The following is a 25,181-nucleotide window of genomic DNA, read 5'->3' as shown; positions in this document are numbered from 1 at the left end:
CCGCCGCGGCGGGCCTATGGTCCGGCGACGCCGCCACGGACATCGCATGACCCCCTTCCACCGCCTCGCCGCCCTTGGCCTGCTGGCCGGCTGCACCGCGTTTCCCGAGCTCGACGCCCGCATCCCCGAGGCCGAGCGCGCGGCCCCGCCGCCGCCGCTGGTCGACGTGGTGCCGCTGCTGGCCCGGGCCGACGCCGCCACCCACCGCATCTCGCCCGAGGCGGGCGCGGTGCTGCGCGCCGAGGCCGCGGCGCTGCAGGGCCGCGCGGCGGCGCGCCCCTCCGGCACGGCAGCGCCCGGGTCGGACCGGCTGGCCGGTCTCGCGGCGCGGGCCGAGGCGCTGCGCGCCCGCGAGGCGATCGATCCCGCCACCCGCGACCGGCTCGAAGCCGGCGTCGCGCTGCCGCCCGCGTTGCAGTGATGCCGGTCAGCCGCTAACAGACGCGGGCAGCCCATTTCAGACCACAGACCGGAGCCTCCCATGACCTCTCCCCTTCGCCTCGGTATCGCCGGCCTGGGAACCGTCGGCGCGGGGGTCGTGCGGATCGTTCAGACCCATCCCGAACTGCTCGAGGCGCGCGCCGGCCGGGCGGTCGCGATCACCGCCGTCTCGGCCCGCGACCGCAACCGCGACCGCGGCGTCGACCTCTCGGCCTATGCCTGGGAAGACGACGCCGCCGCGCTGGCGCGCCGCGACGACGTCGACGTGGTGCTCGAGCTAATGGGCGGGCATGACGGCATCGCCAAGCAGGTGCTCGAGACCGCTCTCGACCACGGCAAGGACGTGGTCACCGCCAACAAGGCGCTGCTCGCGCATCACGGCCACGCGCTGGCCGAGCGGGCCGAGGCCAATGGCCGGATCATCCGCTTCGAGGCCGCCGTCGCCGGCGGCATCCCGGTGATCAAGGCGCTGACCGAATCGCTCGCCGGCAACGAGATCAGCCGCGTCATGGGCGTGATGAACGGCACCTGCAACTACATCCTGACCCGGATGGAAAGCGCAGGCCTGCCCTATGACGCGGTGTTCCAGGAGGCCGCCGATCTCGGCTATCTCGAGGCCGACCCGCAGCTCGATGTCGGCGGCATCGATGCCGGCCACAAGCTGGCGCTGCTCTCGGCCATCGCCTTCGGCACCCGCGTCGACTTCGACGGGGTCGAGCTGGAGGGCATCGGCGCGATCACCATCGACGACATCCGCCACGCCGCCGACATGGGCTTCAAGATCAAGCTGCTGGGCGTCGCGCAGATGACCGGCCGCGGGCTCGAGCAGCGCATGTCGCCCTGCCTCGTGCCGGCCTCCTCGCCGCTGGGCCAGCTCGAGGGCGGCACCAACATGGTGGTGCTCGAGGGCGACGCGATCGGCCAGATCGTGCTGCGCGGCCCCGGCGCCGGCGCCGGCCCGACCGCCAGCGCCGTGATGGGCGACGTGATGGACCTTGCCCGCGGGCTGCGGCTGCCGGTCTTCGGCCAGCCCGCCGCCAGCCTGCGCGCCGCGCGCGCGGCGCAGGCCGCGGTGGCCGCGCCCTACTACCTGCGGCTGCGGCTGCTAGACAAGCCGGGGGCGCTGGCCAAGGTCGCCAAGGTGCTGGGCGAGGCCGGGATCTCGATCGACCGGATGCGGCAGTACGACCACGAGGACGTCACCGCCCCGGTGCTGATCGTCACCCACAAGACCACCCGCGCCGCGCTCGAGGACGCGCTGTCGGGCTTCGAGGCGACCGGCGTGGTGCAGGGCCAGCCGGTGGCGATCCGGATCGAGCAGGTCTGAGCGAAGTCCCTGTCGCCACGGCCTGATTCCCGGGCGGCGGGACGCCACCGCCCGGCGATTCGCCCCCCGTTTGCGCAAACATCGCCTTGCGCGCTTGTCAGCGCCGCGGGGCGCGGGCTACCTCGAGGGCAACGCTCACACTGTCTTGAGGACCCGACCGAATGCCCCAGGCCCCCGAATTCCACGACCGCATGCTGTCCCTCGGCCTCGCCCGCGTTTCCGAGGCCGCGGCGATCGCCTGCGCGCCGCTGATCGGTCGCGGCGACGAGAAGGCCGCCGACCAGGCCGCGGTCAACGCGATGCGCACCCAGCTCAACATGCTCGACATCGCCGGCACCGTGGTGATCGGCGAGGGCGAGCGCGACGAGGCGCCGATGCTCTTCATCGGCGAGGAGGTCGGCACCGGCCAGGGCCCGGCGGTGGACATCGCGCTCGACCCGCTCGAGGGCACGACGCTGACCGCCAAGGACATGCCGAACGCGCTCACCGTGATCGCCATGGGCCCGCGCGGCTCGATGCTGCACGCCCCCGACGTCTACATGGACAAGCTCGCCATCGGCCCTGGCTTCCGCGCCGGCGTCGTCACGCTCGACATGTCGCCGGCCGAGCGGGTCAGCGCGCTGGCCTCGGCCAAGGGCTGCTCGACCGAGGACATTACCGTCTGCGTGCTCGAGCGTCCGCGCCACGAGGAGATGATCTCCGAGCTGCGCTCGACCGGCGCGGCGATCCGGCTGATCACCGACGGCGACGTCGCCGGCGTCATGCACTGCGCCGAACCCGACAAGACCGGCATCGACATGTACATGGGCTCGGGCGGCGCGCCCGAGGGCGTGCTGGCGGCGGCCGCGCTGAAATGCATGGGCGGGCAGTTCTACGGCAAGCTGCTGTTCCGCAACGAGGACGAGAAGGGCCGCGCCAAGAAGGCCGGGATCACCAATTTCGACCGGGTCTACACCCGCGACGACCTCGTCACCGGCGACGTGATCTTCGCCGCCACCGGCGTGACCGACGGCAGCCTCGTGCCGGGCATCAAGCGCGAGGTCGGCTACCTCACCGCCGAGACCATCCTGATGCGCTCCAAGACCGGCTCGGTGCGCCGCATGAGCTACCGCAACCCGGTCGGCCGCAGCCACCCGGGACGCTGAGCCCAGCAAGGCCGGGGGGCGCTGCCCCCCGCCGCCCGTGCCGGGCGTCTCCCCCCGGAGTATTTGCAGAGTGAAGTCGGGGGGCGCCCGTCGCCCTCCGGCACCGGATCGCGCGGTGGTGAGCGCCGCGCCCCTCGCGGGGCTTGCCTTGCCGGCCGCTTCGCGCGACACCCGCGCCATGCCGGACTTCCTGAACGTCTCCGCCTCGATCACGGGCCGCCGCTGGGTCGGCCCCGCCGCCGAGGCCGACCGCCTCGCCCAGGCCATGGCGCAGGGCTGCGACCTGCCGCTGCCGCTCTGCCATGCCCTCGTCGGGCGCGGCGTCACCGCCGAAAGCGCCGCAGCCTGGCTCGCCCCCACCCTGCGCGACCTGCTGCCCGACCCGCTGTCGCTGCGCGACATGGCCACCGCCGCCGAACGGGTGATGCAGGCGGTCGAACGGCGCGAGCGCATCGCGGTCTTCGCCGATTACGACGTCGATGGCGGCTCGTCGGCGGCGCTGCTGCTGGTCTGGCTCCGCGAGATCGGCCACCGCGCCACGCTCTACATCCCCGACCGGATCGAGGAAGGCTACGGCCCGAACGAGCCCGCGATGGAGCGGCTCGCCCGCGACCACGACCTGATCGTCTGCGTCGATTGCGGCACGCTCTCGCACGGGCCGATCGCCGCCGCCAGGGGCGCCGACGTCGTGGTGCTCGACCACCACCTAGGCGGCGAGACCCTGCCCGAGGCCGTCGCCGTGGTGAACCCCAACCGCCAGGACGAGAGCGGCGATCTCGCCCATCTCTGCGCCGCCGCCGTGGTGTTCCTGCTGCTGGTCGAGCTGAACCGGCGGCTGCGCGCGGCCGGCCGGCCGGGGCCGGACCTGATGGCGATGCTCGACCTCGTGGCGCTGGCCACCGTGGCCGACGTGGCGCCGCTCGTCGGCGTCAACCGGGCGCTGGTGCGCACCGGGCTGCAGGTCATGGCGCGGCGCCAGCGCGCGGGGCTCGTCGCGCTCGCGGACGTGGCCGGGCTCGACGTGCCGCCCACCGCCTACCACCTCGGCTACCTGCTCGGCCCCCGGGTCAACGCCGGCGGCCGGATCGGCAAGTCCGACCTCGGCGCGCGGCTCCTGGCCACCGACGATCCGCACGAGGCCGCCGCACTGGCCGAGAAGCTCGACGTGCTGAACCGCGAACGCCGCGAGATCGAGGCGCGGGTGCGCGACGCGGCGCTCGAGCAGGCCGAGGCGCGCGGGCTCGACGGCCCGCTGGTCTGGGCCGCGGGCGAAGGCTGGCACCCGGGCGTGGTCGGCATCGCCGCCGCGCGCATGAAGGAGGCCACCAACCGCCCCGCCGTGGTGATCGGCGTCGAGGACGGCATCGGCAAGGGCTCGGCCCGCTCGGTGCCCGGCATCGATCTCGGCGCGGCGATCCACCGCGTCGCGGCCGAGGGGCTGCTGATCCGCGGCGGCGGCCACAAGATGGCCGCGGGCCTCACCGTCGAGGAGGCCAAGATCGGCCCGGCGATGGAGCGGCTGTCGGAGCTTCTGGAAAAGCAGGGCGCCGGTGCCGGCGGGCCGCGCGACCTGCGGCTCGATTCGGTGCTGATGCCCGGCGCCGCCACGGTCGAGCTGATCGAGCGGATCGAGACCGCCGGCCCCTTCGGCGCCGCCGCCCCCGCGCCGCGCTTCGCCTTTCCCGACGTGATGCTGCACCACGTGCGCGAGGTGGGCCAGGGCCACCTCAAGATCGGCTTCGGCGACGGCATGGGCGCACGGCTCGACGGCATCGCCTTCGGCGCGCTGGACGGCCCTCTGGGCCAGCGTCTCGCCGCGCATGGCGGCGCGCGGTTCCACCTCGCGGGCAAGCTCGACCTCAACATCTGGCGCGGCCGCCGCAGCGTCCAGCTGCGGCTCGACGACGCCGCGCCGGCCGGCTGAACCGGCCCGGCATTTTCCGTCACGGCAACCATGCCGGGGCGCAAATTTCCCCTTGCGGGCGGCCGGGGCTTTGCCTAAACACCGCCTCACCGACGAGCGGCCCGTTCGTCTATCGGTTAGGACGCCAGGTTTTCAACCTGGAAAGAGGGGTTCGATTCCCCTACGGGCTGCCATCGGTCTACGGATCACAGGTCGCGTTTCGCGAAACCGGATCCGTCGTCAGAGTGGCCCGTTCGTCTATCGGTTAGGACGCCAGGTTTTCAACCTGGAAAGAGGGGTTCGATTCCCCTACGGGCTGCCACGACGTCACACCCCCTTCAAACTCGATACTTCAGCGACGGCACGCGCCGGACCCGATCGTTCCGCGTCTTCTCCGTGCGATCGCGCGCCCGACCATGGCCGGGCGCGCCGGGGATTTATTGGCGCTCGATGGCGAAGCCGCCCTTGAGGCCCGAACGTCCCTCATACGGCCTGCCGCCGACCACGCCCTCCTGGGAGATCACGCTGCCCTCGAAATCGCCGACGATGGCCTCGCCGTCCTCGCCGCGCATATCGCCCGAAAAGCGGCTCTCGTCGTCGAAGACGACGCCGTAGAGCATGTCGCCCTCGGTGCGCGACAGCCGGCCGTTCACCGTCCCGGCGACGCGGTTGGCGTCGAGCTGCCCTGCCAGCGACAGCTGACCGTCCACGTCCCCCACATCGCCCGAGAGGCCGCCGATCTCGCCGGCGATGTCGCCTTCGGCGAAATCGACCATCATCGTCAGATCGCCGTTCAGGTCGCCGAAATCCTCTTCCATGATGTCGACGGCGGCATAGCCGGCATAGCTGGCGGTTCCGGTATCCGGCAGCTCCGCGGCCGGCGTGGTCGACAGGTCGGCCAGCCGCGCGTATTCGGCGCCGTACTCGGAACCGGACCCGATGCACCCCGCCACCGAGGTCGTCAGCAGCAGGGCGAGGGCGGTCTTGGTCAGGGACATGGGTCATTCATCCTGTGATTGTTGGCCTGACTGGCTTTTAGTACAATCACGGCGAAAGAATGGCATCCCGCCCCGCGCGCAGCCCCTGTTCCCGCCCGTGACCAGCTTGCCGCGTCGGATCTGTTGTTCCCCCCGCCCGCGGAGGCTAGATGTGCAGCGACACTGAAAGGATCGGAGCCGCTTCATGGCACAAGAGGAAAAAGCGCAGATCGGCCTGGTCGGCCTTGGCACCATGGGCAGCGCGCTGGCGCTCAACATCGCCGAGAACGGCTTCCCGATCGCGGTCTGGAACCGCAAGACGCAGGTGACCCGCGACTTCCACGAGGAGGCCGGCCCGCTCGCCGACAAGGTGATCCCGACCGAGAGCCACGAGGAACTGGTCGCCGCCATCGCCAAGCCGCGCGCGATCATCCTGATGGTGCCCGCGGGCGAGCCGGTCGACGAGCAGATCGCCAAGCTGCGGCCGCTGCTCGACGAGGGCGACCTCATCATCGATGCCGGCAACGCCAACTTCCACGATACCAACCGCCGGGTGCGCGATCTCGACGACGTCGAGTTCCTCGGCATCGGCGTCTCGGGCGGCGAGGCCGGCGCGCGGCACGGCCCGGCCATCATGGGCGGCGGCAAGAAGGAGCTGTGGGACCGGGTCTCGCACATCCTCGAGGCGATCTCGGCCAAGTTCAAGGGCGAGCCCTGCGCCGCCTGGATGGGCCAGGAGGGCGCGGGCCACTTCGTCAAGGCGGTGCACAACGGCATCGAATACGCCGACATGCAGATGATCGCCGAGGTCTACGGCGTGATGCGCGACGGCATGAAGATGTCGCCCGACGCCATCGGCGACGCCTTCGCCCGCTTCAACGAGGGCGCGCTGCAATCCTACCTGATCGAGATCTCCTCGACCGTGTCGAAGGCCAGGGACAAGCACACCGGCGAGCCGATGATCGACCTGATCCTCGACAAGGCCGGCCAGAAGGGCACCGGCCGCTGGACCGCGATCGAGGCGCAGCACCTCGCCGCGCCGATCCCGGCGATCGAGGCCGCCGTCGTGGCCCGCAACCTGTCGAGCCGCGTCGCCACCCGCAAGGAAGGCGAGGAGATGTTCGGCGCCGCGCCGATGGAAGTGCCCGCCGAGATGATCGGCGAGGAGATGCTCGAGCGCGCGCTGATCGCCGGCAAGGTGCTGTGCTACGCGCAGGGCTTCGACATGATCTCGGCCGCCTCGGCGCAGTTCGGCTGGGCGCTGCCGTTGCCGGAGATCGCCAAGGTCTGGCGCGAGGGCTGCATCATCCGCTCGGCGATGCTCGACGACATGGCCGCCGCGCTCTCTGAGGACGAGGACCGCAACCTGATGCTCGCCCCCGCCTTCGCCCGCCACCTGCGCGAGGGCCACGTGGCGCTGCGCGAGCTGGTCGCGATCGGCGCGCGCTACGGCCACCCGATGCCGGCGCTGGCCTCGGGGCTGAGCTACTTCGACGCCATGCGCACCGGCCGCGGCACCGCCAACATGATCCAGGCGCAGCGCGACTACTTCGGCGAGCACGGCTTCGAGCGGGTCGACGGCGTCGAGGACCAGCACGGCCCCTGGCACGGTCACGGGGTCTGATGCCATGACCCTGCCCGGTGACCCCCGCCCGTTCCTGCGCGAACTGTTCGAGGCGGCGGTCGCCGCGGCGGACCCGATGAAGGTGATCCCCCCGGCCCTGCCGCCCCGCCCCGAGGGGCGGGTGGTGGTGGTCGGCGCGGGCAAGGCCAGCGCCCGCATGGCCGAGGCGGTCGAAAGCGTCTGGGGCCCCTGCGAGGGCCTCGTCGTCACCCGCGACGGCTACGAGCGCGCCTGCGAGGGGATCGAGATCGTCTCGGCCTCGCACCCCGTCCCGGACGCGCGCGGCGAGGCGGCGACACGGCGGATGCTGCAGCTGCTGGAGGGCCTGGGCGAGGACGACCTCGCTTTGGCGCTGATCTCCGGCGGCGGCTCGTCGCTGCTGGTCGCGCCCGCGGGCGAGATGATGCTCGAGGAGAAGCGCGCCGTGAACCGGGCGCTTCTGGCCTCGGGCGCGCCGATCGGCGCGATGAACCGGCTGCGCAAGCATCTCAGCCGGGTGAAGGGCGGCCAGCTCGCCGCTGCGGCCCACCCTGCCCGCATGGTGGCGCTGACCATCTCCGACGTGCCCGGCGACGACCCGGCCGACATCGCCTCGGGCCCCACCGTGGGCGAGACCAGCACCGCCGAGGATGCCCGCGCCATCGTCGCGCGCTGGGCCATCGACCTGCCGCCCTCCGCGCAGCGCGTGCTGGGCGGCCCGACCGGGCCTCTGCGTCCCGACGACCCCAGGCTCTCGCGCGCCAAGACCCGGGTGATCGCCGCGCCCTCGCAATCGCTCGACGCCGCGGCCGAACGGGCGTGGGCCGAGGGCGTCGAGGTGCGCCTGCTCGGCGACGCGCTCGAGGGCGAGGCGCGCGAGCTTGCGGCCGAGCACGCCGCGCTGGCGCTGCGCGAGGCCGCCGCCATGGCGCCCGGCGCGGCGCCGCTGCTGCTCCTGTCGGGCGGCGAATGCACGGTGACGCGGCGCGGCGACGGGATCGGCGGGCCGAACGCCGAATACGCGCTGGCGCTGGCCGTGGCGCTCGACGGCGCGCCCAATGTCTTCGCGGTGGCGGGCGACACCGACGGCGTCGACGGCGCGGCCGAGGTGGCGGGCGCGCTGGTCGGGCCGGACACGCTGGAGAAGGCGCGGCAGGCGGGGCGCGACCCGCGCGCCGCGCTCGACACCAACGACGCGCACCGCTTCTTCGAGGCGATCGGCGACCAGCTCGTCACTGGCCCGACGCTGACCAACGTCAACGACCTGCGCGCGATTCTGGTGCGGCCGCCCCGGGGCTGAGCCCCGGGGCCGCGGCTCAGTCCTGCTTGGTGGTGATCAGGTCCCAGATCACCAGCGCCAGCGTCACGCCGATCACCGCGCCGATGTCGAGGCGCGGGATGTGCCAGAGCATGATGCCCGCGAAGCCCAGCAGGAAGGCCAGCGCCACGAGCGACAGGATGCGGTTGGTCATGCCTCGGTCTCCCCGGTCAGCCCTTCGAGCCAGCGCGCGGTGCGCAGCAGCCGGGCGTCGTCGCCGCGCCGCCCGACGAGCTGCACGCCCATCGGCAGGCCGGTCTCCGATTGCAGCAGGGGCACGGTCACGGCGGGGGTGCCGCACAGCGTCCAGAGCCCGTTGAAGATGGAATCGCCGGTCGAGGCGTGGCCCTCCGGCGCGGGGCCCGGCGCCGCCGGCACCAGGATCGCGTCGCAGCGCTCGAAGATCTCGTCGAGACCGGCATAGAGCACGTCGGGCCAGTCGAGCGCGGCGATGTAGTCGCGCGCCGGGATCGCCTTGCCGCGGTCGAGCGCGCCCTGCATCTCCTCCGACAGCTGCGCGCGGCCGCGCTTCTCGTAGCCGTAATAGGACTTGGCCATCTCGGCGAGGTTGATCCGCTCGCGGATCGCCGCCGCCTCGTCGAAGGCGCTCGGCAGCGCCGCCTCGAAGCATTGCTCGCCCAGCGCCTCCACCAGCTCGCTGAGGCCGGCATGGGTGTCGGGATGCGCGTCGTCCCAGCCCGGCGGGCGCAAAAAGGCCAGCGTCGGGCGCACCGGCGGCTTCGTCGTCGCGATGGCGTGCAGCCGCGGCGCCGGGGCGAGCGCGGTCGCCCGGTCGGCCGGGTCGTGGCCGTAGAGCACCTCGGCCAGAAGCGCCGCGTCCTCGACCGTGCGGGCGAAGACGCCGATCGTGTCGAGCGAGGGCGACTGGCTCAGCACGCCGGTGCGGGGGATCGCGCCGAAGCTCGGCTTGAAGCCCACCGTGCCGCAGAAGGCGGCCGGGCGGATCACCGAGCCGCCGGTCTGCGTGCCCACCGCGAAGGGCACCATGCCCGCCGCGACGGCGGCCGCCGAACCCGAGGACGACCCGCCCGGCGTGCGGCTCTCGTCATGCGGGTTGCGGGTCTTGCCCGGATGCAGGAAGGCCAGTTCCGCCGTCACGGTCTTGCCGATGACGATCGCGCCCGCCGCCTTCAGCCGCTCGACCAGCCAGGCGTCCTTCTCGGGCACGCGGCCCTCGTCGAGCGCGGTGCCGTTGGCGGTGGGGATCTTCGCGGTGTCGATCACGTCCTTCAGCGCCACCGGCAGCCCGTGCAGCGGCCCCACGGGCCGGCCCGAGCGGCGATGCGCGTCGAGCGCGCGGGCCTGTTGCAGCGCGTGGTCGCCGTCGAGCCAGGCCCAGGCCTGCACCTTCGGCTCCAGCGCCGCGATGCGGTCGAGGCAGGCCTCGACCAGCGCCGCGGCGTCGAGCGCGCCCGCCGCCAGCCGGTCGCGCAGCTCGCGCGCCGTGAGGTCGAGCATGGCGACATGGCCCCTGGGCAGGGTCTTCGCGGTCATCTCAGCGCCCATAGAACAGCTCCGGCAGGCCGAACACGAGGTTCGGGAAGACGTAGACCAGCACCATCGAGACCACCACCATCGCGAGGAACGGCAGGATGCCCCTGAAGATGTGGGTGAGTTTCACCTCGGGCGGGGCGATGCCCTTGAGGTAGTAGGCCGACATCGCCATCGGCGGCGTCAGGAACGAGGTCTGCAGGTTCAGCGCCACGAGGATGCCGAAGAACAGCGGATCGACCCCGAAGATCTCCAGAAGCGGCAGGAAGATCGGCACGAAGATGATGATGATCTCCGACCATTCCAGCGGCCAGCCCAGCAGGAAGATGATCAGCTGCGCCAGGATCAGGAACTGCACCGGCGTCAGGTCGAGCCCCGAGACGAACTCCGAGATCAGGTGCTCGCCGCCCAGATAGGAGAAGACCGACGAGAAGATGTAGGAGCCGACGAAGAGCCAGCAGACCATCGCCGTGGTGCGCACCGTGAGATAGACGCTCTCGCGCAGCCGCTGGAAGGTCATGGCGCGGTAGACCACCGCCAGCACCATGCCGCCCAGCGCGCCGATCGCGGCCGCCTCGGTCGGGGTGGCGAGGCCGAACAGGATCGAACCCAGCACCGACAGGATCAGCACCGCCAGCGGGAAGAACGAGGTGAACAGCATCCACAGGAGCTTGCCCCAAGGCACGTCGGGCACCTCGTCCTTGGTCGGGCGCGGCGCCGAGGAGGGCTGCAGGATCGAGCGGCCGACCACGTAGACGAGGTAGAGCCCGACCAGCACGAGGCCCGGCAGCAGCGCGCCGGCATAGAGCCGCACGATCGAGACGCCCGAGGCCGCGGCGTAGACGATCAGCATGATCGAGGGCGGGATCAGGATGCCCAGCGTGCCGCCGGCGCAGATGATGCCGGCCGCGAAGCTGTCGTTGTAGCGCGCCTTGAGCATGGCCGGCAGCGCCAGAAGGCCCATCAGCGTCACCACGGCGCCGACGATGCCGGTGGCGGTGGCGAAGAGCGCGCAGGTGATCAGCGCCGCCACGCCCATCGAGCCGGGCACGTTCTTCGAGGCGATGTTCAGCGTGGTGAACAGCCGGTCGACGATGTTGGCGCGCTCGACGATGTAGCCCATGAACAGGAACAGCGGCACCGCGGTCAGCACCTCGTTCGACATCACCGTGTAGGTCTGGTTGATGAAGAGGTCGAAGATGCGGTTGTTGAAGAAGCCGCCGATCCAGGCCGAGGTGCTTTCCCACCAGCCGGCGACCTCGGGGTCGAGCCGGTCGAAGCTGCGCCACATGCGGCCGGCATCGAAATAGGCGAAGTAGCCGAAGCCGATGCCCAGCGCCATCAGCGTGAAGGCGATCGGGAAGCCCAGGAAGACGAGGCAGATGAAGACCCCGAGCATCATCAGGGCGATTTGCGGTTCGGTCACGTGCTCACGCTCCGTATCGGTTCGACGCGGGGCGAGCGCGTCATTTCATGTCCGGGTGGTCTTGCGGCGCATCGTGCTGCGCCATCAGCAGCTGCTCGGTCTCCTCGACATCCTCGGCCGCGGCCAGCCAGACGCCGTCGCGGATCGCCAGGATGCAGCGGAAGATCTGCGCCAGGCCCTGGATCGCCAGCAGCACGCCGGCCGCCACGATCGCGGTCTTGAACTGGTAGATCGGCACGCCCGCCGGGCTGTTGACCGACACCTCGCCGTACTGCCAGGAGCGCGAGGCGTATTTCCAGCCGGCGAAGATCAGCGCCAGAACGCCCGGGTAGAAGAAGATCAGGTAGAGCACGAGATCGACCGAGGCCTGCACCCGCACCGGCCAGAGCCGGTAGAGGAAGTCGCCGCGCACATGACCGCCGCGCGACAGCGTGTAGGCGCCGCCGATCATGAACAGCGTGCCGTACATGATGAAGGAGACGTCGAGCGCCCAGGGCGTCGGCGATCCCAGCACGTAGCGCACGAAGACCTCGTAGCTGACGCCGAAGGTCATCAGCACGATGAGCCAGCCGAAGACCTTGCCGAAGGCGGCGGAGAGGGCGTCGGCGAATTTGATGTATCCAACCATGCGTGTCCCGTGGGGTTGGGGGCCCGGCGGCACGCTGCCGCCGGGCGGTCAGGCCGCGCTCAGAGCGCCAGCTTGCCGGGGTAGTAGTGCTCGTAGGCGAGCGTGTAGTCCGGCGAGTTCATCAGCGTGTAGTAGGTCACGCGCTCGACCCATTCGCGCTGGCTGTCGAGCACGCGCTTCATGAACTCGTCCTGCTCCAGCTCGGGGATCAGCGCGTCCCAGGCGTCGAGCTGCGCCGACAGGATCGCCTGCGGCGTGCGGTGCACGGTGACGCCGCTCTCGGACAGCTTCTGCAGGTCTCGCGAGTACTGGTCGAGCGCCGTGGCCGAGTTGGCGGTCGAGGCGGCCTCGACGGCGTGGCGCAGGATCGCCTGCAGATCCGGGTCGAGGCTCTCGAGGAAGCTGCGGCTGAACAGGAACTCGAAGCTCTCCGAGGCCTGGTGATAGGACGACAGGTAGTAGTTCTTGGCCACGTCCTGCGCGCCGAAGCGGCTGTCGGAGGTCGGGTTGTTGAACTCGAAGGCGTCGATCACGCCGCGCTCCATCGCCGGGACGATCTCGCCGCCCGGCAGCTGCGCCACCGACATGCCCATCGACTGCATCAGGTCGGCCGCGAGACCCACCGTGCGGTATTTCAGGCCCTTGATGTCGTCGACCGCCGCGACCTCGTTCTTGAACCAGCCGAAGGGCTGGGCGGGCATCGGGAAGCCCATCATGCCGACCACGTCGAGCCCCATGATGTCCTGCGTCAGCTCGCGGTAGAACTCCTGGCCGCCGCCGGCATAGAACCAGCCCAGCATGGTGTCGGCCGAGCCGCCGAACACCGGGCCGGTGCCGAACAGCGAGGCGGCCTTGTTCTTGCCGTACCAGTAGACCGGCACCGAATGCGCCATGTCGATCAGGCCGTCGCTGACCGCGTCCATCACCTGGAACGCCGCGACCACGGCGCCGGCGGGCAGCACGTCAACCTTGAGCCGTCCGCCCGACATCGCCTCCACCCGGTCGGCGTAGTGCTGCGCCATCTCCTGCCAGATGTCGGATGCCGGCCACGAGGTCTGCAGCTTCACCACGATCGGGCTCTGCGCCAGCACCGCCGGGGCCGCGAGGCCGCCGGTCGCGGCGACGCCGGCACCCAGCGCGCCCTTCCTCAGGAACGAGCGCCGCGATACCCGCGCGGCGGAGTTGTCTTTGACTGTCATGGTTGTCCTCCCCTTCCCAGTCATCTGCCCGCGCTCCCCCCGCAGGCAGCCCGATCATTGGGTGTATCCGGCGCGAAGGCAACTGGTAATTATTCTTGACCACGTTGCCGCCGCTACGTCAGCCGCGGCGCGCGCAATCGTCATGGATCCGGAACCGGCCCGACTTGCTTGAGTCCAAAAGCCGAATATATCCGCAGGGCTGGCAGGGAGAACAATCTATGGGCGTCGACGTCGAGGCGATATTCGCGGCAGTGCCTTCGCCTTATGTCCTGCTCGACCGCGACCTCCGGATCGTCTGGGCGAACGCCGCCTATCTCGAAGTGACCGGGCGCACCGGCAATCCGCCGATCGGCAAAATCATCACCGAGGAGTTCCCCGCGCCGCCCGACAGCCTGTCCGAGCAGATGCTGCAAAGCTCGTTCCAGCGGGTGCTCGAAAGCGGGCGGGTCGACCACCTGCCGCTGATCCCCTACCCGATCGACATGCCCGACGGCCGGCGCGAGCACCGCTACTGGAGCGCCACGCACAGCCCGATCTACGACGCCGAGGGCCGGGTCGAGTACATCCTGCAGAACACCAACGACATCACCCGCCTGCACCAGCGCGGCCAGACCGGCAGCTTCGAGACCAGCGAGGAGGGCGACCTGATCCGCCGTGCCGAAAGCGTGGCGCAGGAGAACCTCGAGCTCGGCACCGCCACGCGCTTCTTCCAGACCGTGTTCGACCAGGCCCCGAGCTTCATCGCGATCCTGTCCGAGCCCGATCACGTGTTCCGGCTGGTCAATGACAGCTATCGCCAGATCGTCGGCCCCGAGCGCGACTATATCGGCCTGCCGGTGCGCGAGGCGCTGCCCGAGGTCGAGGGCCAGGGCTTCTTCGAGATGCTGGACCAGGTCTACGCCACCGGCGAGCCGATCGCGCTGCGCGGCGCGCAGGTCTTCCTGAACGTCGAGCGCGACGCGCCGCCGACCGAGCTGTTCATCGACTTCGTCTACCAGCCCCTGCGCGGCCCGGGCGGCGATGTCATCGGCATCCTCGTGCAGGGCCACGACGTGACCGCGCAGAAACAGGCCGAGCGGCAGCTGCGCGAGGCCGAGGAACGCTTCCGCACCATGGCGCAGTCCATGCCGTCGCATGTCTGGACCGCCGGCCCCGACGGCCTGCTCGACTGGGTCAGCGACCAGGTCCGCGCCTATGCCGGCACCTCGGACGGAGACTTGCTGGGCGAGGACTGGGTCCGGGTGCTGCATCCCGACGACGTGGCCCGCGTCGCCCCGATCTGGACCCGCGCGGTCGCCACCGGCGAGACCTACGAGACCGAGTTCCGCCTGCGCCGCCGCGACGGGACCTATCGCTGGCACCTGACCCGCGCCGTGCCGATCCACGACGAGGCCGGCCGCGTCCGGCGCTGGATCGGCAGCAACACCGACATCGAGGACCGCAAGGCCACCGAGGCGGCGCTGGCCGAGCTCAACGCCACGCTCGAGGAGCGGGTCGAGAGCCGCAACCGCGAGCTTGAGGAGGTCAACGCGACGCTGCGCCAGAGCCAAAAGATGGAGGCGATCGGCAACCTCGCCGGCGGCGTGGCGCATGACTTCAACAACCTGCTGCAGGCGATCACCGGCAGCCTGCAGCTGGCGCAGCGCGGTCTCGAGGCCGACTCGCCCGCCGCGCAGCGCATCGACCAGGCGATGCAGGCGGTGGATCGCGGCGCCACGCTCGCCGCGCAGCTCCTGGCCTTCGGCCGGCGCCAGCCGCTCGAGCCGCGCGCCACCGATCTGGGGCGGCTGCTGGGCGAGATCGACCCGATCCTGCGTTCGGCGGTGGGCGAGGGCATCGCGATCGAGACCCGCGTCGCATCGGGGCTGTGGAACACGCTGATCGACAGCGCCAACCTCGAGAACGCGCTTCTGAACCTCGCGGTCAACGCCCGCGACGCGATGGAGGGGCGGGGCCGGCTGTGCATCGAGGTCGAGAACGCGACGCTCGACGCCGCCTATGCCCGCGCGCAAAGCGACGTGGTGCCGGGCGAATATGTCTGCCTCGCCGTCACCGACGAGGGCAGCGGCATGACCTCCGAGGTGATCGACAAGATCTTCGAGCCCTTCTTCACCACCAAGCCCGAGGGCCGCGGCACCGGGCTCGGCATGGCGATGGTCTACGGCTTCGTGAAGCAGTCGGGCGGCCATGTCGCGATCGACAGCCGCCCCGGCCGCGGCACCACGGTGCGGATCTACCTGCCGCGCTCGCTGCGCCCCGAGGAAACCGCGCCGCCGCGCGTCGAACGCCCGGTCGCGGGCGGCAGCGAGACGATCCTGCTGGTCGAGGACGACGTCGCGGTGCGCCGCACCGCGCGCGACCTGCTCGAGGATCTGGGCTACGGCGTGATCGAGGCGGCCGATGCCGACGAGGGGCTCGCGGCGATCGAGAGCGGCCGGGATCTCGACCTGCTGCTGACGGACGTGGTGATGCCGGGAAGGCTGACCAGCCGCCAGATGGCCGAGCGGGCGCAGGCGCTGCATCCCGGCCTGCCGGTGCTGTTCGCCTCAGGCTATTCGCGCGACGCCATCGTGCATGACGGCCGGCTCGACGAAGGCATCCAGCTTCTGCGCAAGCCCTATCGCCGCGAGGTTCTGGCGCAGCGGCTGCGCGAGCTGCTCGACGCGCCGGGCGGCGCCGCGCCGGCCCCGAAGGCGGAAGCGCCGAAGCCCGCCGCCCCGCCGCGCGACCCGGCCGCCGCCTGCGCCGGGCTCGGGATCGTGGTCTGCGAGGACGACACCTTCATCCGGCTCGACCTCGTGGAGATGCTCGAGGCGGCCGGCGCAAAGGTGCGCGAGGCGGCCTCGGGCGCGCAGGCGCTCGACCTGCTGGCCGCCGCCCCGGCCGACCTGCTGCTGGTCGATGTCGGCCTGCCGGACCTGTCCGGCGTCGAGGTGGCGCGCCGCGCGCAGGGCCGCCAGCCCGGCCTGCCGGTGATCTTCGCCACCGGTCGCGACCGGGTCGATGGCGCCGAGACGGTCGAGAACGCGGTCACGCTCACCAAGCCCTTCGGCCAGGACGCGCTGCTGCGCGCCGTGGCCGAACGCTGCGGCGCGCTGGCCGAGGGCTGAACGGATCGGGGCCGCCCCCGAAGGGACGGCCCCGGCCCGCCTGCCCTGCCTCGCGCCTCAGTCGGTCTGCGCCGCCTCGCGCTGGGCCGCACCCCGCATCCGCGCCTTGACCACGCCGCCGACGAAGATCGGCAGCACGAAGCCCACGATCGCGATCGCCCAGAGCACCAGCGTCAGCCACGAGCCGAACAGCACCGAGTAGTCGCCATCGGCGATGGTCACGGCGCGGCGCATGTTCACCTCCATGGCGTTGCCCAGAAGCGTGCCGAGGATCACCGGCACCAGCGGCACGTCGAGCTTCCTGAGCACCCAGCCCATCACGCCGAAGCCGATCATCACCATCAGGTCGAAGCTCGAGCCCGAGATGCCGTAGATGCCGACGAAGGAGACCATCGCCACCACCGGCATCAGGATGCGCGGCGGCACCATCAGCACCCGCACGAACAGGCCGACCATCGGGATGTTCATCGCCAGAAGCATGACGTTGCCGATGAACAGCGCCGCAATCAGGCCCCAGACCACGTCCGGGTTCTGGGTGAACAGCAAGGGCCCCGGCGTGATGTTGAGCGACAGAAGCACCGCCAGCAGCACCGCGGTCGTGCCCGAGCCCGGCACGCCCAGCGCCAGCATCGGCACCAGCGCGCCGCCGGCGGCGGCGTTGTTGCCGGCCTCGGGGGCGGCCACGCCGCGCGGATCGCCGGTGCCGAAGGTGCCATTGCGGTCGACCAGCTTCTTTTCCATCGAGTAGGAGATGAAGGAGCCGAGCGAGGCCCCCGCCCCGGGCAGCACGCCCGCGATGAAGCCCAGCACCGTGGTGCGCAGCATGGTCGGCGTGCAGCTCTTCAGCACGCCCCAGGAGGGCACGATCCGGCCGATCGCCAGCTTCGGCGCGGTGCTCGCATCCTTGTCGGTGCCGCGATGCTCGAGGAAGATGAACACCTCCGACAGCGCGAACAGCCCGACGATGGCGACGAGGAAGTCGATGCCGTCATAGAGATGCACCTCGCCGAAGGTGAAGCGCGGCACGCCGGTCTGGGTGTCGACGCCGACCATGGCGAGCCCGAGACCGAGCGCGGCGGCGAAGGCCGATTTCGCCTGGTTGGTCGAGCTGACGCCGCCCAGCGTCATGAAGGCCAGCGCGAAGAGCGCGAAATACTCGGCCGGGCCGAACAGCAGCGCCACCTTGACGAGCTGCGGCGCCAGCAGCACGAGGCCCCAGGTCGCGAAGAAGGCGCCGACGAAGGAGGCGACGCCCGACAGCGCCAGCGCCTCGCCCGCCCGGCCATTGCGGGCCATCGGGTAGCCGTCGAGGCAGGTCATCATCGCCGGCTCGTCGCCGGGGATGTTCAGCAGGATCGAGGAGATCCGCCCGCCATACATCGCGCCGTAATAGACGCTCGTGAGCAGGATCAGCGACGGCGTCGCGCCCAAGCCCAGCGTGAAGGCGAGCGGGATCAGGATCGCCACGCCGTTCGAGGGCCCGAGCCCGGGCAGCGCGCCCATGATCGTGCCGAGAAAGCAGCCCATCAGCGCCAGGCCGATGTTCTGGAAAGTCAGCGCGACGGCGAAGCCGTCGCCGAGGGAAGCCAGAAGGTCCATGGCGCGCTCCTCAGAAGCCGAACGGCCCCTTGGCCAGCGACAGGCCAAGGATCAGTCGGAAGATGACGTAGATGCCGATCGAGGTGCCGGCGCCGATCAGCACGCTCTGCAGCGGCGGCGAGCCGAGCCGCCAGGTCAGGTAGGCGCTGGCGAAGGCGGTGGCGATCAGGAAGCCGACCTCGGGCAGAAGCTGCGCATAGGCGATCATCACCAGCACCGCGAAGCCGATCTCGGCCAGCCGGCCCGCGCGCGGCCATTCCGGCGCCGGGTCGGGCTTGAGCAGGAAGAAGACCGAGCTCAGCGCCAGCACCGCGGCGATCCCGTAGGGAAAGGCGCGCGGTCCCACCGCGTCGGACATGAAGCTGTCGGGGATGATCGCGGCGCGCCAGACATAGAGCAGCGCCAGCATCAGACCGATCCCGCCGAAGATGCGATCGCTCATGCGATCCTCCCGGTGTTGTGCGGGCGGGGCGCGCGCGTCGGGCGCGCCCCGCCACGGGTGCCGTTACTGGATGATGCCGATTTCCTTCGACAGCTCGGTGATCTCGCTCACCGACTCCTGCACGAAGGCCTGGAACTCCTCGCCCTGCAGGTCGAGCGGCGCGAGGCCGTTGCTCTCCATGATCGCCTTCCACTCGTCGGAGGCGTAGAGCTGGTCGAGCGCCGAGACCCAGTAGTCATAGGCCGCGTCCGACATCTCGCCCGGGCCGTAGAAGCCGCGCCAGTTGGCGCCGACCGCGTCGATGCCCTGCTCCTTGGCGGTCGGGATGTCCGAGTACTCGCCCTCGAGCCGCTCCGGCGCCAGCACCGCCAGCACGCGGATGTCGCCCGACTCGATGAAGCCGGTGGATTCCGACAGGTCGCCGGTGAAGGCCTGCAGCGAGCCCGCCAGCAGCTGCGTCACCGCCTCGCCGCCGCCGTCGAAGGCGATGTACTTGACGCCGCGCACCTCCTCGATCCCGGCCTCCTGCGCCGCGATCAGCACCTTGAGGTGGTCCCAGCCGCCCACGGCCGAGCCGCCGCCGATCGAGACCGAGGTCGGGTCCGACTTGATCATCTCCATCAGCTGCGGCAGGTCCTGCACCTCGCTGTCGGCCGAAACCGCGATCACGCCGTAATCGGCGCCGACCGAACCCAGCCAGCGGACCTGGTCCATGGTGTTGCCCGGATAGGCGTTCTGCGCCAGCCGCGTCGCGGTGGCCGAGGAGGCCGCGACCACGAGGTCGTTGTCGTCGGCGCGCTTGTTCACCACCTCGGCGAAGGCCACGCCGCCGCCGCCGCCGGCGAGGTTCACCACCTGCATGGTCGAGGGGATCAGGTCGAGATCCTGCAGCGTCTTGCCCGCCTGGCGGCAGGTGAAGTCCCAGCCGCCGCCCGGGTTGGCGGGCGCGATGCATTCGGGGCTCTCGGGGGTGAAGTCCTGCGCCATGAGCGCGCCGGGCGCGCAGCCGAGCAGCGCGGCGGCCACGAGGCCGCGACGGATGGTGATCGTCATCTTGTCTCTCCCATTTCGTGGTCCGGCCGGACTCCTCCCGCCGGATGCGGGGTCCCTTTTCTACCGCGAAGCTGTCACCAAGCTGTCATCGCCGCGCGCGGCCTTCTGCTCGCGCCGCAACGGCCCTATGCTCGGCCGCCGGGGAGGGACGAGATGCGCCTGCTGATCGTGGAGGACACCGCCGACGTCGCCGAGGCCGCATCCGCGAGCCTCGGGCGGGCGGGCTTCGCCTGCGACGTCGCGCCGACGCTCGCCGATGCCCGCGCCTGCGCGGGGCTCACGGATTACGGCGTGGTGATCCTCGACCTGAACCTGCCCGACGGATCGGGCCGCGACTTCCTGCGCGAGCGCCGCCGCGCCGGCGACCGCACGCCGGTCTTGGTGCTGACCGCGCAATCGGCGGTCGAGGACCGGGTCGGCGCGCTCGACGAGGGCGCCGACGACTACCTCGTGAAGCCCTTCGACCTGCGCGAGCTGGAGGCGCGGGTGCGCGCGCTCACCCGCCGCGAGGCGGGACGGGCCGAGAACCGGGTGACGCTCGCGGGGCTCGACTTCGACCCGGCGGCGCAGAGCCTGCGGGTGAACGGGGCCACGGTCTCGGCCACCCGGCGCGAGCTGGCGCTCCTGAACCTGCTGGTGGCCAACCGCGGCCGGATCATGCCCAAGGACCGGCTGTTCGACGGGCTGTTCGGCTTCGAGAACGCCGATGTCGGCGACAACGCGGTCGAGCTCTACGTGGCCCGCCTGCGCAAGAAGCTCTCGGGATCGGGCGTGGCGATCGAGACGCATCGGGGCCTGGGCTACCGGCTCGAGGTGGCGGGCGATGGCTGAGACGCCTGCGCCGCCGGTGCGCACGCTGTCGCTGAAGTCGCGCGTGGCGCTCGCGGTGGGCGCGGTGCTGCTGCTGGGCGGCGTGGTGGTGCTGGCGGTGGCGCTGGCCTATGGCCGGCAGGCGGCGCGCGAGGCCTATGACCGGCTGCTCGTCGGCGCGGCGAGCGACATCGCCGCCTCGATGTCGGTGCGCGACGGCGCGGTGGTGGTCGACATGCCGGTCTCGGCCTTCCAGATGCTGGCGCTCGCGCCCGAGGACCGCATCCGCTACCGGGTGATCGGCCCGGACGGCGCGACGCTGACCGGCAGCGACGCGGCGCCGCTGCCGCCCGAGCGCGAGGGCGTGGGCCCGGTCTTCTACGACGGCGATCTGGGCGCGGAACCCGGCCGCTACGTCGCCGTCACTCGCCGCTTCGCCGAGCGCGGCTTTTCCGGGCCGGTGCGGGTGCTTCTGGGCCAGACGACGCGGGCGCGCGCGGCCCTGGCGCGCGACATCGCGCAGGGCGCGCTGGCGGTGCTGGCGGCCGCCGGGGTGGTGATCGGGCTCTTCGCATGGCTCGCCACCCGCTCGGCGCTCAGGCCGCTGCAGCGGCTGGGCGGGGCGCTGGCAGAGCGCGACCCGACCGACCTCACGCCGCTGGCCCTGCCGATGCCGTCCGAGATCGCGCCGATGCTGGGGGCGCTCAACGGCTTCATGGGCCGGCTCGACCGCCAGCTCGCCGCCAGCCGCAACCTGATCGGCGACGCCGCGCACCAGCTGCGCACGCCGGTGGCCGCGATCCGCGCGCAGGCGCAGCTGGCGCAGGACGAGTGCGACCCGGAGGCGCGCGCCCGCATCCTCGGGCGCATCCACGAGCGCAGCGTCGGGCTGTCGCGGCTGCTGGACCGGATGCTCGACCGGGCGCTGATCATCCACCGCACCGACACCGCGCCGCGCGCCGCGCTCGATTTGCGCGACGTGGCGCTCGAGGTCTTCGAGGAGGTCGACGCCGCTGCGATCGCGCCGGGCGCGCGGGTGCGGCTCGACCTGCCGCCCGGCCCGCTGGTGGTGCGCGGCGACGCGCTGTCGCTGACCGAGGCCGGGAAGAACCTGCTCGCCAACGCGCTGGCGCATGGCCGCGCGCCGATCCGGCTCGGCGTGGCGCGCGAGGGCGGCCGCGCCCGGCTCTTCGTGCGCGACGCCGGGCCCGGGCCGTCAGAGGCGGTGCTGTCGGGGCTGGGCGCGCGCTTCACCTCCGGCGCGCCGGGCGGCAGCGGGCTCGGCCTCGCCATCGCCCGCGAGGTGGCCGAGAGCCATGGCGGCGCGCTGCTGCTGGGGCGCTCGGGCGACGGCTTCGAGGCGGCGCTGGCGCTGCCGCGGGCGGGGGCGGCATGATCCGGGCGCTCGTCGTCCTGCTGGCGCTGTGGCCCGCCGCCGCCCCGGCGCAGGAGCTGTCGCGCGATTTCGGCCCCGACACCGCGCCCGAGACGCTGCTGCTGCGCTCGACCACCGACCTCGCGGTGCTGGGGCCGGTGGTCGAGGCCTTCCTCGACACCCGGCCGGGGCTGCGCGTGGCCTTCGAGCAATGGGGCTCGAACCCGCTCTACCGGCTGCAATCGGAGGATTGCGCGGCGGGGCGCGCGGGCGCGGACCTCGTGATCTCCTCGGCGGTGCACCAGATGGTCGATCTGGTGAACGAGGGCTGCGCCCGGCCCTACCGCTCGGCGCTGACCGCCGCCCTGCCCGACGCGCTGTCGTGGCGCGACGAGCTCTGGGGCGTGACCCGCGAGCCGGCGGTGATGGTCTACAACCGCGAGCGCGTGGCGCCCGCGCAGGTGCCGCGCTCGCGCTTCGACCTGCTCGACCTCCTGCGCCCGACCGAGAGCCCGTTCCGCGGGCGGGTCGCGACCTACGACATCGAGCGTTCGGGGCTGGGCTTCCTCTTCGCCTTCGCCGATTCGATGGAGGCCTCGACCTTCGGCGGGCTGATGGAGAGCTTCGGACGCTCGGGCGCGGTGGCGACCTGCTGCTCGGCCGAGATCATCGACGGCGTGGCCGAGGGCCGCTACCTCGTGGCCTACAACGTGCTGGGCTCCTACGCGCTGGCGCGCGCGCGGCGCGACGAGCGGCTCGGCGTGGTCGCGCCCGAGGACTACACCTTGATGCTGTCGCGCGCCGCGATGATCCCGCGCGTGGCCGGCAACCCGCGGGCGGCGGCGCAGTTCGTCGACTTCCTGCTCTCGCCCGAGGGGCGGCAGGCGCTGGAGGCGGCGCTGCTGATCGTGCGGCTCGAGGCCGAGGACGGCGCGGCGCTCGACCGCACGGCCGAGACGCCGGAGCGGCCGATCCCGCTGTCGCCGGCGCTGCTGATCGCGCTGGATGCCCACAAGCGGGCGCTGTTCGGCGCGCGCTGGCGCGACGCCTTCCCGGCCGCGGGCGGCACCGCGCCCTGAGCCGGCCGATGGCGCGCCGCATTCAGCCGATCATCGCCACGCCGACGCCGAGCAATGCCGCGATGAAGGCGGTCTGCGCCGCGACCAGCGCGATCGCCGGGCCGCCGACGTCCAGAAGCTTCTTCAGCGAGGTCTTCATGCCCACGGCGGCGATGGCGGTGAGCAGCGCCCAGCGCGACACCGCGCTCGCCGCCTCGGAGAACCAGCCGGGCAGCAGGCCGGCCGAGTTCAGCGCCGCGAGCGCCAGAAAGCCCAGCACGAAGCCCGGCACCAGCGGCGGCCGCTTGGCGCCCTCGGGCGCGCGGCGGCGCATCACCAGCGCCGCGCCCAGAACGATCGGGGCGAGCATCGTGACCCGGATCAGCTTGACCAGCGTGGCGAGGTCGCCCGTCTCTTCCGAGACCGAGTAGCCCGCGCCCACCACCTGCGCCACGTCGTGGATCGTGCCGCCGAGAAACACCCCGGTCTGGCGCATGTCGAAGCCGAGCCGGTCGGCGAGGATCGGGTAGGCGATCATCGCCAGCGTCGAGAGCATGGTGACCGAGACCACGGTGAAGATGAGGTCGCGCTCGCCCTCCTCGCGCCGGGGCAGCACCGAGGAGATCGCCATGGCGGCCGAGGCGCCGCAGATCGCCACCGCGCCGCCCGAGAGAAAGGCGAAGAGCCGGTCGCGGCCGAGCACCCAGGCCGCGAGGATCGAGGCGCCGATGGTGGCGAGCACGCCGCCGACGATCAGGCCCAGGAGGCCTAGCCCCAACTCCTGCACCATGCCGGTCGAGATGCGCACGCCCAGAAGCGCCACGCCGACGCGCAGCAGCGTGCGCGAGGAAAAGGCGATGCCCGGCGCGCTGCGCGGCTCTTCCGACAGGAAGGCCAGCGCGATGCCCAGAAGGATCGCCATCAGCATGGCCGGGGCGCCGTAATGTTCTGACAGGAACTGCGCCGCCATCGCCACCAGCGCCGCGAGGGCCACGCCCGGGAACAGGCTCCGGGCGGTATCGGCAAGGCGGGTCATGGCGGCTCCTTCGGGCATGGCGGCGGCGTGGGCCCGGGCGATGGCCGGGGCACGGGGGGTATTCGTTCTCGGGGGGAAAAAGAGGCGGCCCCTGCCGGGGGCCGCCTCGCATGGCGGGGGGCGGCGACCGCCCCCCGCCCGATGTCAACGCGTCACTCCATGTCGGCGGCGCGGGCGGCCTCGAGCTCGCTCTCGGCCTCGGCCACGGCGGCGGTCAGCGCATCGTAGATCTCCTGCCCGCCTTCGACATTGGCGGTGAACCACTCGTAGACCGGCTGCGCGGCCTCGGCGAAGGCGGCCTTCTGCTCGGGCGTCGGCACGTAGAGATCGCCGCCGCCGGCCACGAAGTCCTCATAGGCCTCGATCGACTTGCGCTTGGGCGAGGCGAAGGTCGCCTGCTGCAGCTGGTAAAAGCCGTCGACCACGACGCGCTTCATGTCGTCGGGCAGCTCCTGGAAGCGCTGGTTCGACATCCACCACAGCGCGCCCATGTAGGCGTGGCCGTCGAGCGTGACGTATTGCAGGCCGGCATCGGGGAACTTCATCGACATGATGTCGGTGATGCCGTTCTTGGTGCCCTCGACCACGCCGGTCTGCAGCGAGGTGAAGAGCTCGGGCCACGGGATCGGCGTCGGCGAGGCGCCGAGCGCACGCACCAGCTCCTGCGGCAGGTCGGCGACCACGGTGCGGATCTTCAGCCCCTCGATGTCCTCGGGCGTCTCGATCCGGCGCTGGGTGTTGGCGAAGTTGCGCCAGCCGCCGGTGTTGCCGATGGTCATCAGCCGGATCGCGTCGCCCGAATCCGCCAGCGCCATGTCGCGCATGGTGCGGGTGAAGTCGCCCGACATCACCGCCTCGGCGACGCGGTCGTCGGCCATCACGTAAGGAAGGTCGAGCACCTGCACGTAGGGGAACAGGCCCGAGGCGCCGCCCGAGGTCGAGATGTAGATGTCGATCGAGCCGTCGGCCACGCCCTGCAGGCACTCCGCGCCGTTCGAGCAGAGCTGCGTGCCCATGAAGATCTCGACCTCGATGGCGCCGTTCGAGGCGGCCTCGACATGGCTCTTGAAGGCCTGCAGGCCGTCATAGTCCTCGTCGGCCTCGTTCGAGTTGGCGGTGGCGCGCAGCGTGTATTCCTGCGCGAACGCGGGTAGCGCGGTGCCGGCCAGCAGCGCCGCCAGACCGGCGGCCTTGAGGGTTTTCGTGAGCATGGTGTCCT

Annotated in this window: 21 protein-coding genes and 2 tRNA genes; 12 read left to right on the top strand and 11 right to left on the bottom strand. The window is 71.6% G+C overall.

Annotated features, from left to right (window positions below; all coding sequences use genetic code 11):
* Positions 1-46 precede the first annotated feature (46 nt).
* The 6 genes from BLT43_RS19310 to BLT43_RS05355 all read left to right on the top strand — a co-directional run bounded on the left by BLT43_RS19310 (position 47) and on the right by BLT43_RS05355 (position 5,138).
* Positions 47-421, top strand: coding sequence for a hypothetical protein (locus BLT43_RS19310; protein WP_242652226.1), 375 nt, complete (start codon positions 47-49; stop codon positions 419-421).
* 60 nt (positions 422-481) lie between these two features.
* Complete coding sequence (locus BLT43_RS05375; protein ID WP_090110782.1) at positions 482-1,768, top strand: homoserine dehydrogenase; 1,287 nt, start codon at positions 482-484, stop codon at positions 1,766-1,768.
* A 161-nt stretch (positions 1,769-1,929) separates the two neighbouring features.
* Entirely contained in the window at positions 1,930-2,913 is a 984-nt protein-coding gene (gene glpX / locus BLT43_RS05370; protein WP_090110780.1) for a class II fructose-bisphosphatase, read from the top strand.
* Positions 2,914-3,091: 178 nt separating this feature from the next.
* Positions 3,092-4,837, top strand: a complete 1,746-nt coding sequence (recJ, locus tag BLT43_RS05365; protein WP_090111505.1) for a single-stranded-DNA-specific exonuclease RecJ — start codon at positions 3,092-3,094, stop codon at positions 4,835-4,837.
* Positions 4,838-4,935: 98 nt separating this feature from the next.
* A tRNA-Glu gene (locus BLT43_RS05360) sits at positions 4,936-5,010 on the top strand.
* Between the two features lie 53 nt (positions 5,011-5,063).
* A tRNA-Glu gene (locus BLT43_RS05355) sits at positions 5,064-5,138 on the top strand.
* Positions 5,139-5,253: 115 nt separating this feature from the next.
* Here the strand turns inward: BLT43_RS05355 and BLT43_RS05350 are convergent.
* Positions 5,254-5,814, bottom strand: coding sequence for a transferrin-binding protein-like solute binding protein (locus BLT43_RS05350; protein WP_090110778.1), 561 nt, complete (start codon positions 5,812-5,814; stop codon positions 5,254-5,256).
* Positions 5,815-5,998: 184 nt separating this feature from the next.
* On the opposite strand from BLT43_RS05350, the gene gndA reads away from it, so the two are divergent.
* A complete protein-coding gene (gene gndA, locus BLT43_RS05345) occupies positions 5,999-7,417 on the top strand; it encodes an NADP-dependent phosphogluconate dehydrogenase (RefSeq protein WP_090110776.1) in 1,419 nt (472 codons plus the stop codon).
* A 4-nt stretch (positions 7,418-7,421) separates the two neighbouring features.
* Entirely contained in the window at positions 7,422-8,696 is a 1,275-nt protein-coding gene (locus BLT43_RS05340; protein WP_090110774.1) for a glycerate kinase type-2 family protein, read from the top strand.
* 16 nt (positions 8,697-8,712) lie between these two features.
* Here the strand turns inward: BLT43_RS05340 and BLT43_RS19085 are convergent, their stop codons facing one another.
* From BLT43_RS19085 to BLT43_RS05315, 5 genes are read right to left on the bottom strand one after another with little or no spacing between them, the layout of a single operon-like run.
* Complete coding sequence (locus BLT43_RS19085; protein WP_090110772.1) at positions 8,713-8,868, bottom strand: hypothetical protein; 156 nt, start codon at positions 8,866-8,868, stop codon at positions 8,713-8,715.
* Positions 8,865-10,229 (bottom strand): amidase, encoded by a 1,365-nt coding sequence (locus BLT43_RS05330; protein WP_242652225.1) that lies wholly within the window; start codon positions 10,227-10,229, stop codon positions 8,865-8,867. Before BLT43_RS05330 ends, BLT43_RS19085 begins: the two co-directional genes overlap by 4 nt.
* Before the next feature lies 1 nt (position 10,230).
* Complete coding sequence (locus tag BLT43_RS05325) at positions 10,231-11,652, bottom strand: TRAP transporter large permease (RefSeq protein ID WP_090110768.1); 1,422 nt, start codon at positions 11,650-11,652, stop codon at positions 10,231-10,233.
* Between the two features lie 40 nt (positions 11,653-11,692).
* Positions 11,693-12,280 carry a TRAP transporter small permease subunit gene (locus tag BLT43_RS05320; RefSeq protein ID WP_090110766.1) on the bottom strand — a complete coding sequence of 196 codons (588 nt, stop codon included), beginning with the start codon at positions 12,278-12,280 and terminating at the stop codon, positions 11,693-11,695.
* A gap of 59 nt (positions 12,281-12,339) precedes the next feature.
* Positions 12,340-13,479, bottom strand: a complete 1,140-nt coding sequence (locus tag BLT43_RS05315) for a TRAP transporter substrate-binding protein (RefSeq protein ID WP_090110764.1) — start codon at positions 13,477-13,479, stop codon at positions 12,340-12,342.
* Between the two features lie 218 nt (positions 13,480-13,697).
* On the opposite strand from BLT43_RS05315, the gene BLT43_RS05310 reads away from it, so the two are divergent.
* On the top strand, positions 13,698-16,589 hold the full coding sequence (locus BLT43_RS05310; protein ID WP_090110762.1) for a PAS domain-containing protein: 2,892 nt from the start codon (positions 13,698-13,700) through the stop codon (positions 16,587-16,589).
* A 57-nt stretch (positions 16,590-16,646) separates the two neighbouring features.
* On the opposite strand, the gene BLT43_RS05305 is transcribed toward BLT43_RS05310, so the two are convergent.
* The 3 genes from BLT43_RS05305 to BLT43_RS05295 form a co-directional block, all read right to left on the bottom strand.
* Positions 16,647-18,188: a tripartite tricarboxylate transporter permease gene (locus BLT43_RS05305; RefSeq protein ID WP_090110760.1), complete on the bottom strand. Its 1,542-nt coding sequence runs from the start codon at positions 18,186-18,188 to the stop codon at positions 16,647-16,649.
* Between the two features lie 10 nt (positions 18,189-18,198).
* Complete coding sequence (locus BLT43_RS05300; RefSeq protein ID WP_090110758.1) at positions 18,199-18,630, bottom strand: tripartite tricarboxylate transporter TctB family protein; 432 nt, start codon at positions 18,628-18,630, stop codon at positions 18,199-18,201.
* A gap of 63 nt (positions 18,631-18,693) precedes the next feature.
* Positions 18,694-19,683, bottom strand: a complete 990-nt coding sequence (locus BLT43_RS05295) for a Bug family tripartite tricarboxylate transporter substrate binding protein (protein ID WP_090110756.1) — start codon at positions 19,681-19,683, stop codon at positions 18,694-18,696.
* Between the two features lie 153 nt (positions 19,684-19,836).
* On the opposite strand from BLT43_RS05295, the gene BLT43_RS05290 reads away from it, so the two are divergent.
* The 3 genes from BLT43_RS05290 to BLT43_RS05280 are packed head-to-tail and all read left to right on the top strand — an operon-like array spanning position 19,837 to position 22,947.
* Complete coding sequence (locus tag BLT43_RS05290; protein ID WP_090110754.1) at positions 19,837-20,514, top strand: response regulator; 678 nt, start codon at positions 19,837-19,839, stop codon at positions 20,512-20,514.
* Positions 20,507-21,889, top strand: a complete 1,383-nt coding sequence (locus BLT43_RS05285; RefSeq protein WP_090110752.1) for a sensor histidine kinase — start codon at positions 20,507-20,509, stop codon at positions 21,887-21,889. Before BLT43_RS05290 ends, BLT43_RS05285 begins: the two co-directional genes overlap by 8 nt.
* Positions 21,886-22,947: an ABC transporter substrate-binding protein gene (locus tag BLT43_RS05280; protein ID WP_090110750.1), complete on the top strand. Its 1,062-nt coding sequence runs from the start codon at positions 21,886-21,888 to the stop codon at positions 22,945-22,947. The genes BLT43_RS05285 and BLT43_RS05280 overlap by 4 nt, the downstream gene beginning before the upstream one ends.
* Before the next feature lie 22 nt (positions 22,948-22,969).
* Here the strand turns inward: BLT43_RS05280 and BLT43_RS05275 are convergent, their stop codons facing one another.
* Both BLT43_RS05275 and BLT43_RS05270 read right to left on the bottom strand, forming a co-directional pair.
* Positions 22,970-23,962 (bottom strand): YeiH family protein, encoded by a 993-nt coding sequence (locus BLT43_RS05275; RefSeq protein WP_090110748.1) that lies wholly within the window; start codon positions 23,960-23,962, stop codon positions 22,970-22,972.
* Positions 23,963-24,114: 152 nt separating this feature from the next.
* On the bottom strand, positions 24,115-25,173 hold the full coding sequence (locus BLT43_RS05270) for a TRAP transporter substrate-binding protein (protein WP_090111503.1): 1,059 nt from the start codon (positions 25,171-25,173) through the stop codon (positions 24,115-24,117).
* Positions 25,174-25,181: the final 8 nt, after the last annotated feature.

Source organism: Limimaricola pyoseonensis, assembly GCF_900102015.1.
In the GTDB taxonomy this organism is placed as follows: domain Bacteria; phylum Pseudomonadota; class Alphaproteobacteria; order Rhodobacterales; family Rhodobacteraceae; genus Limimaricola; species Limimaricola pyoseonensis.
The sequence above is the reverse complement of the archived record's forward strand: the minus strand, read 5'-3'. Positions and strand labels throughout refer to the sequence as shown.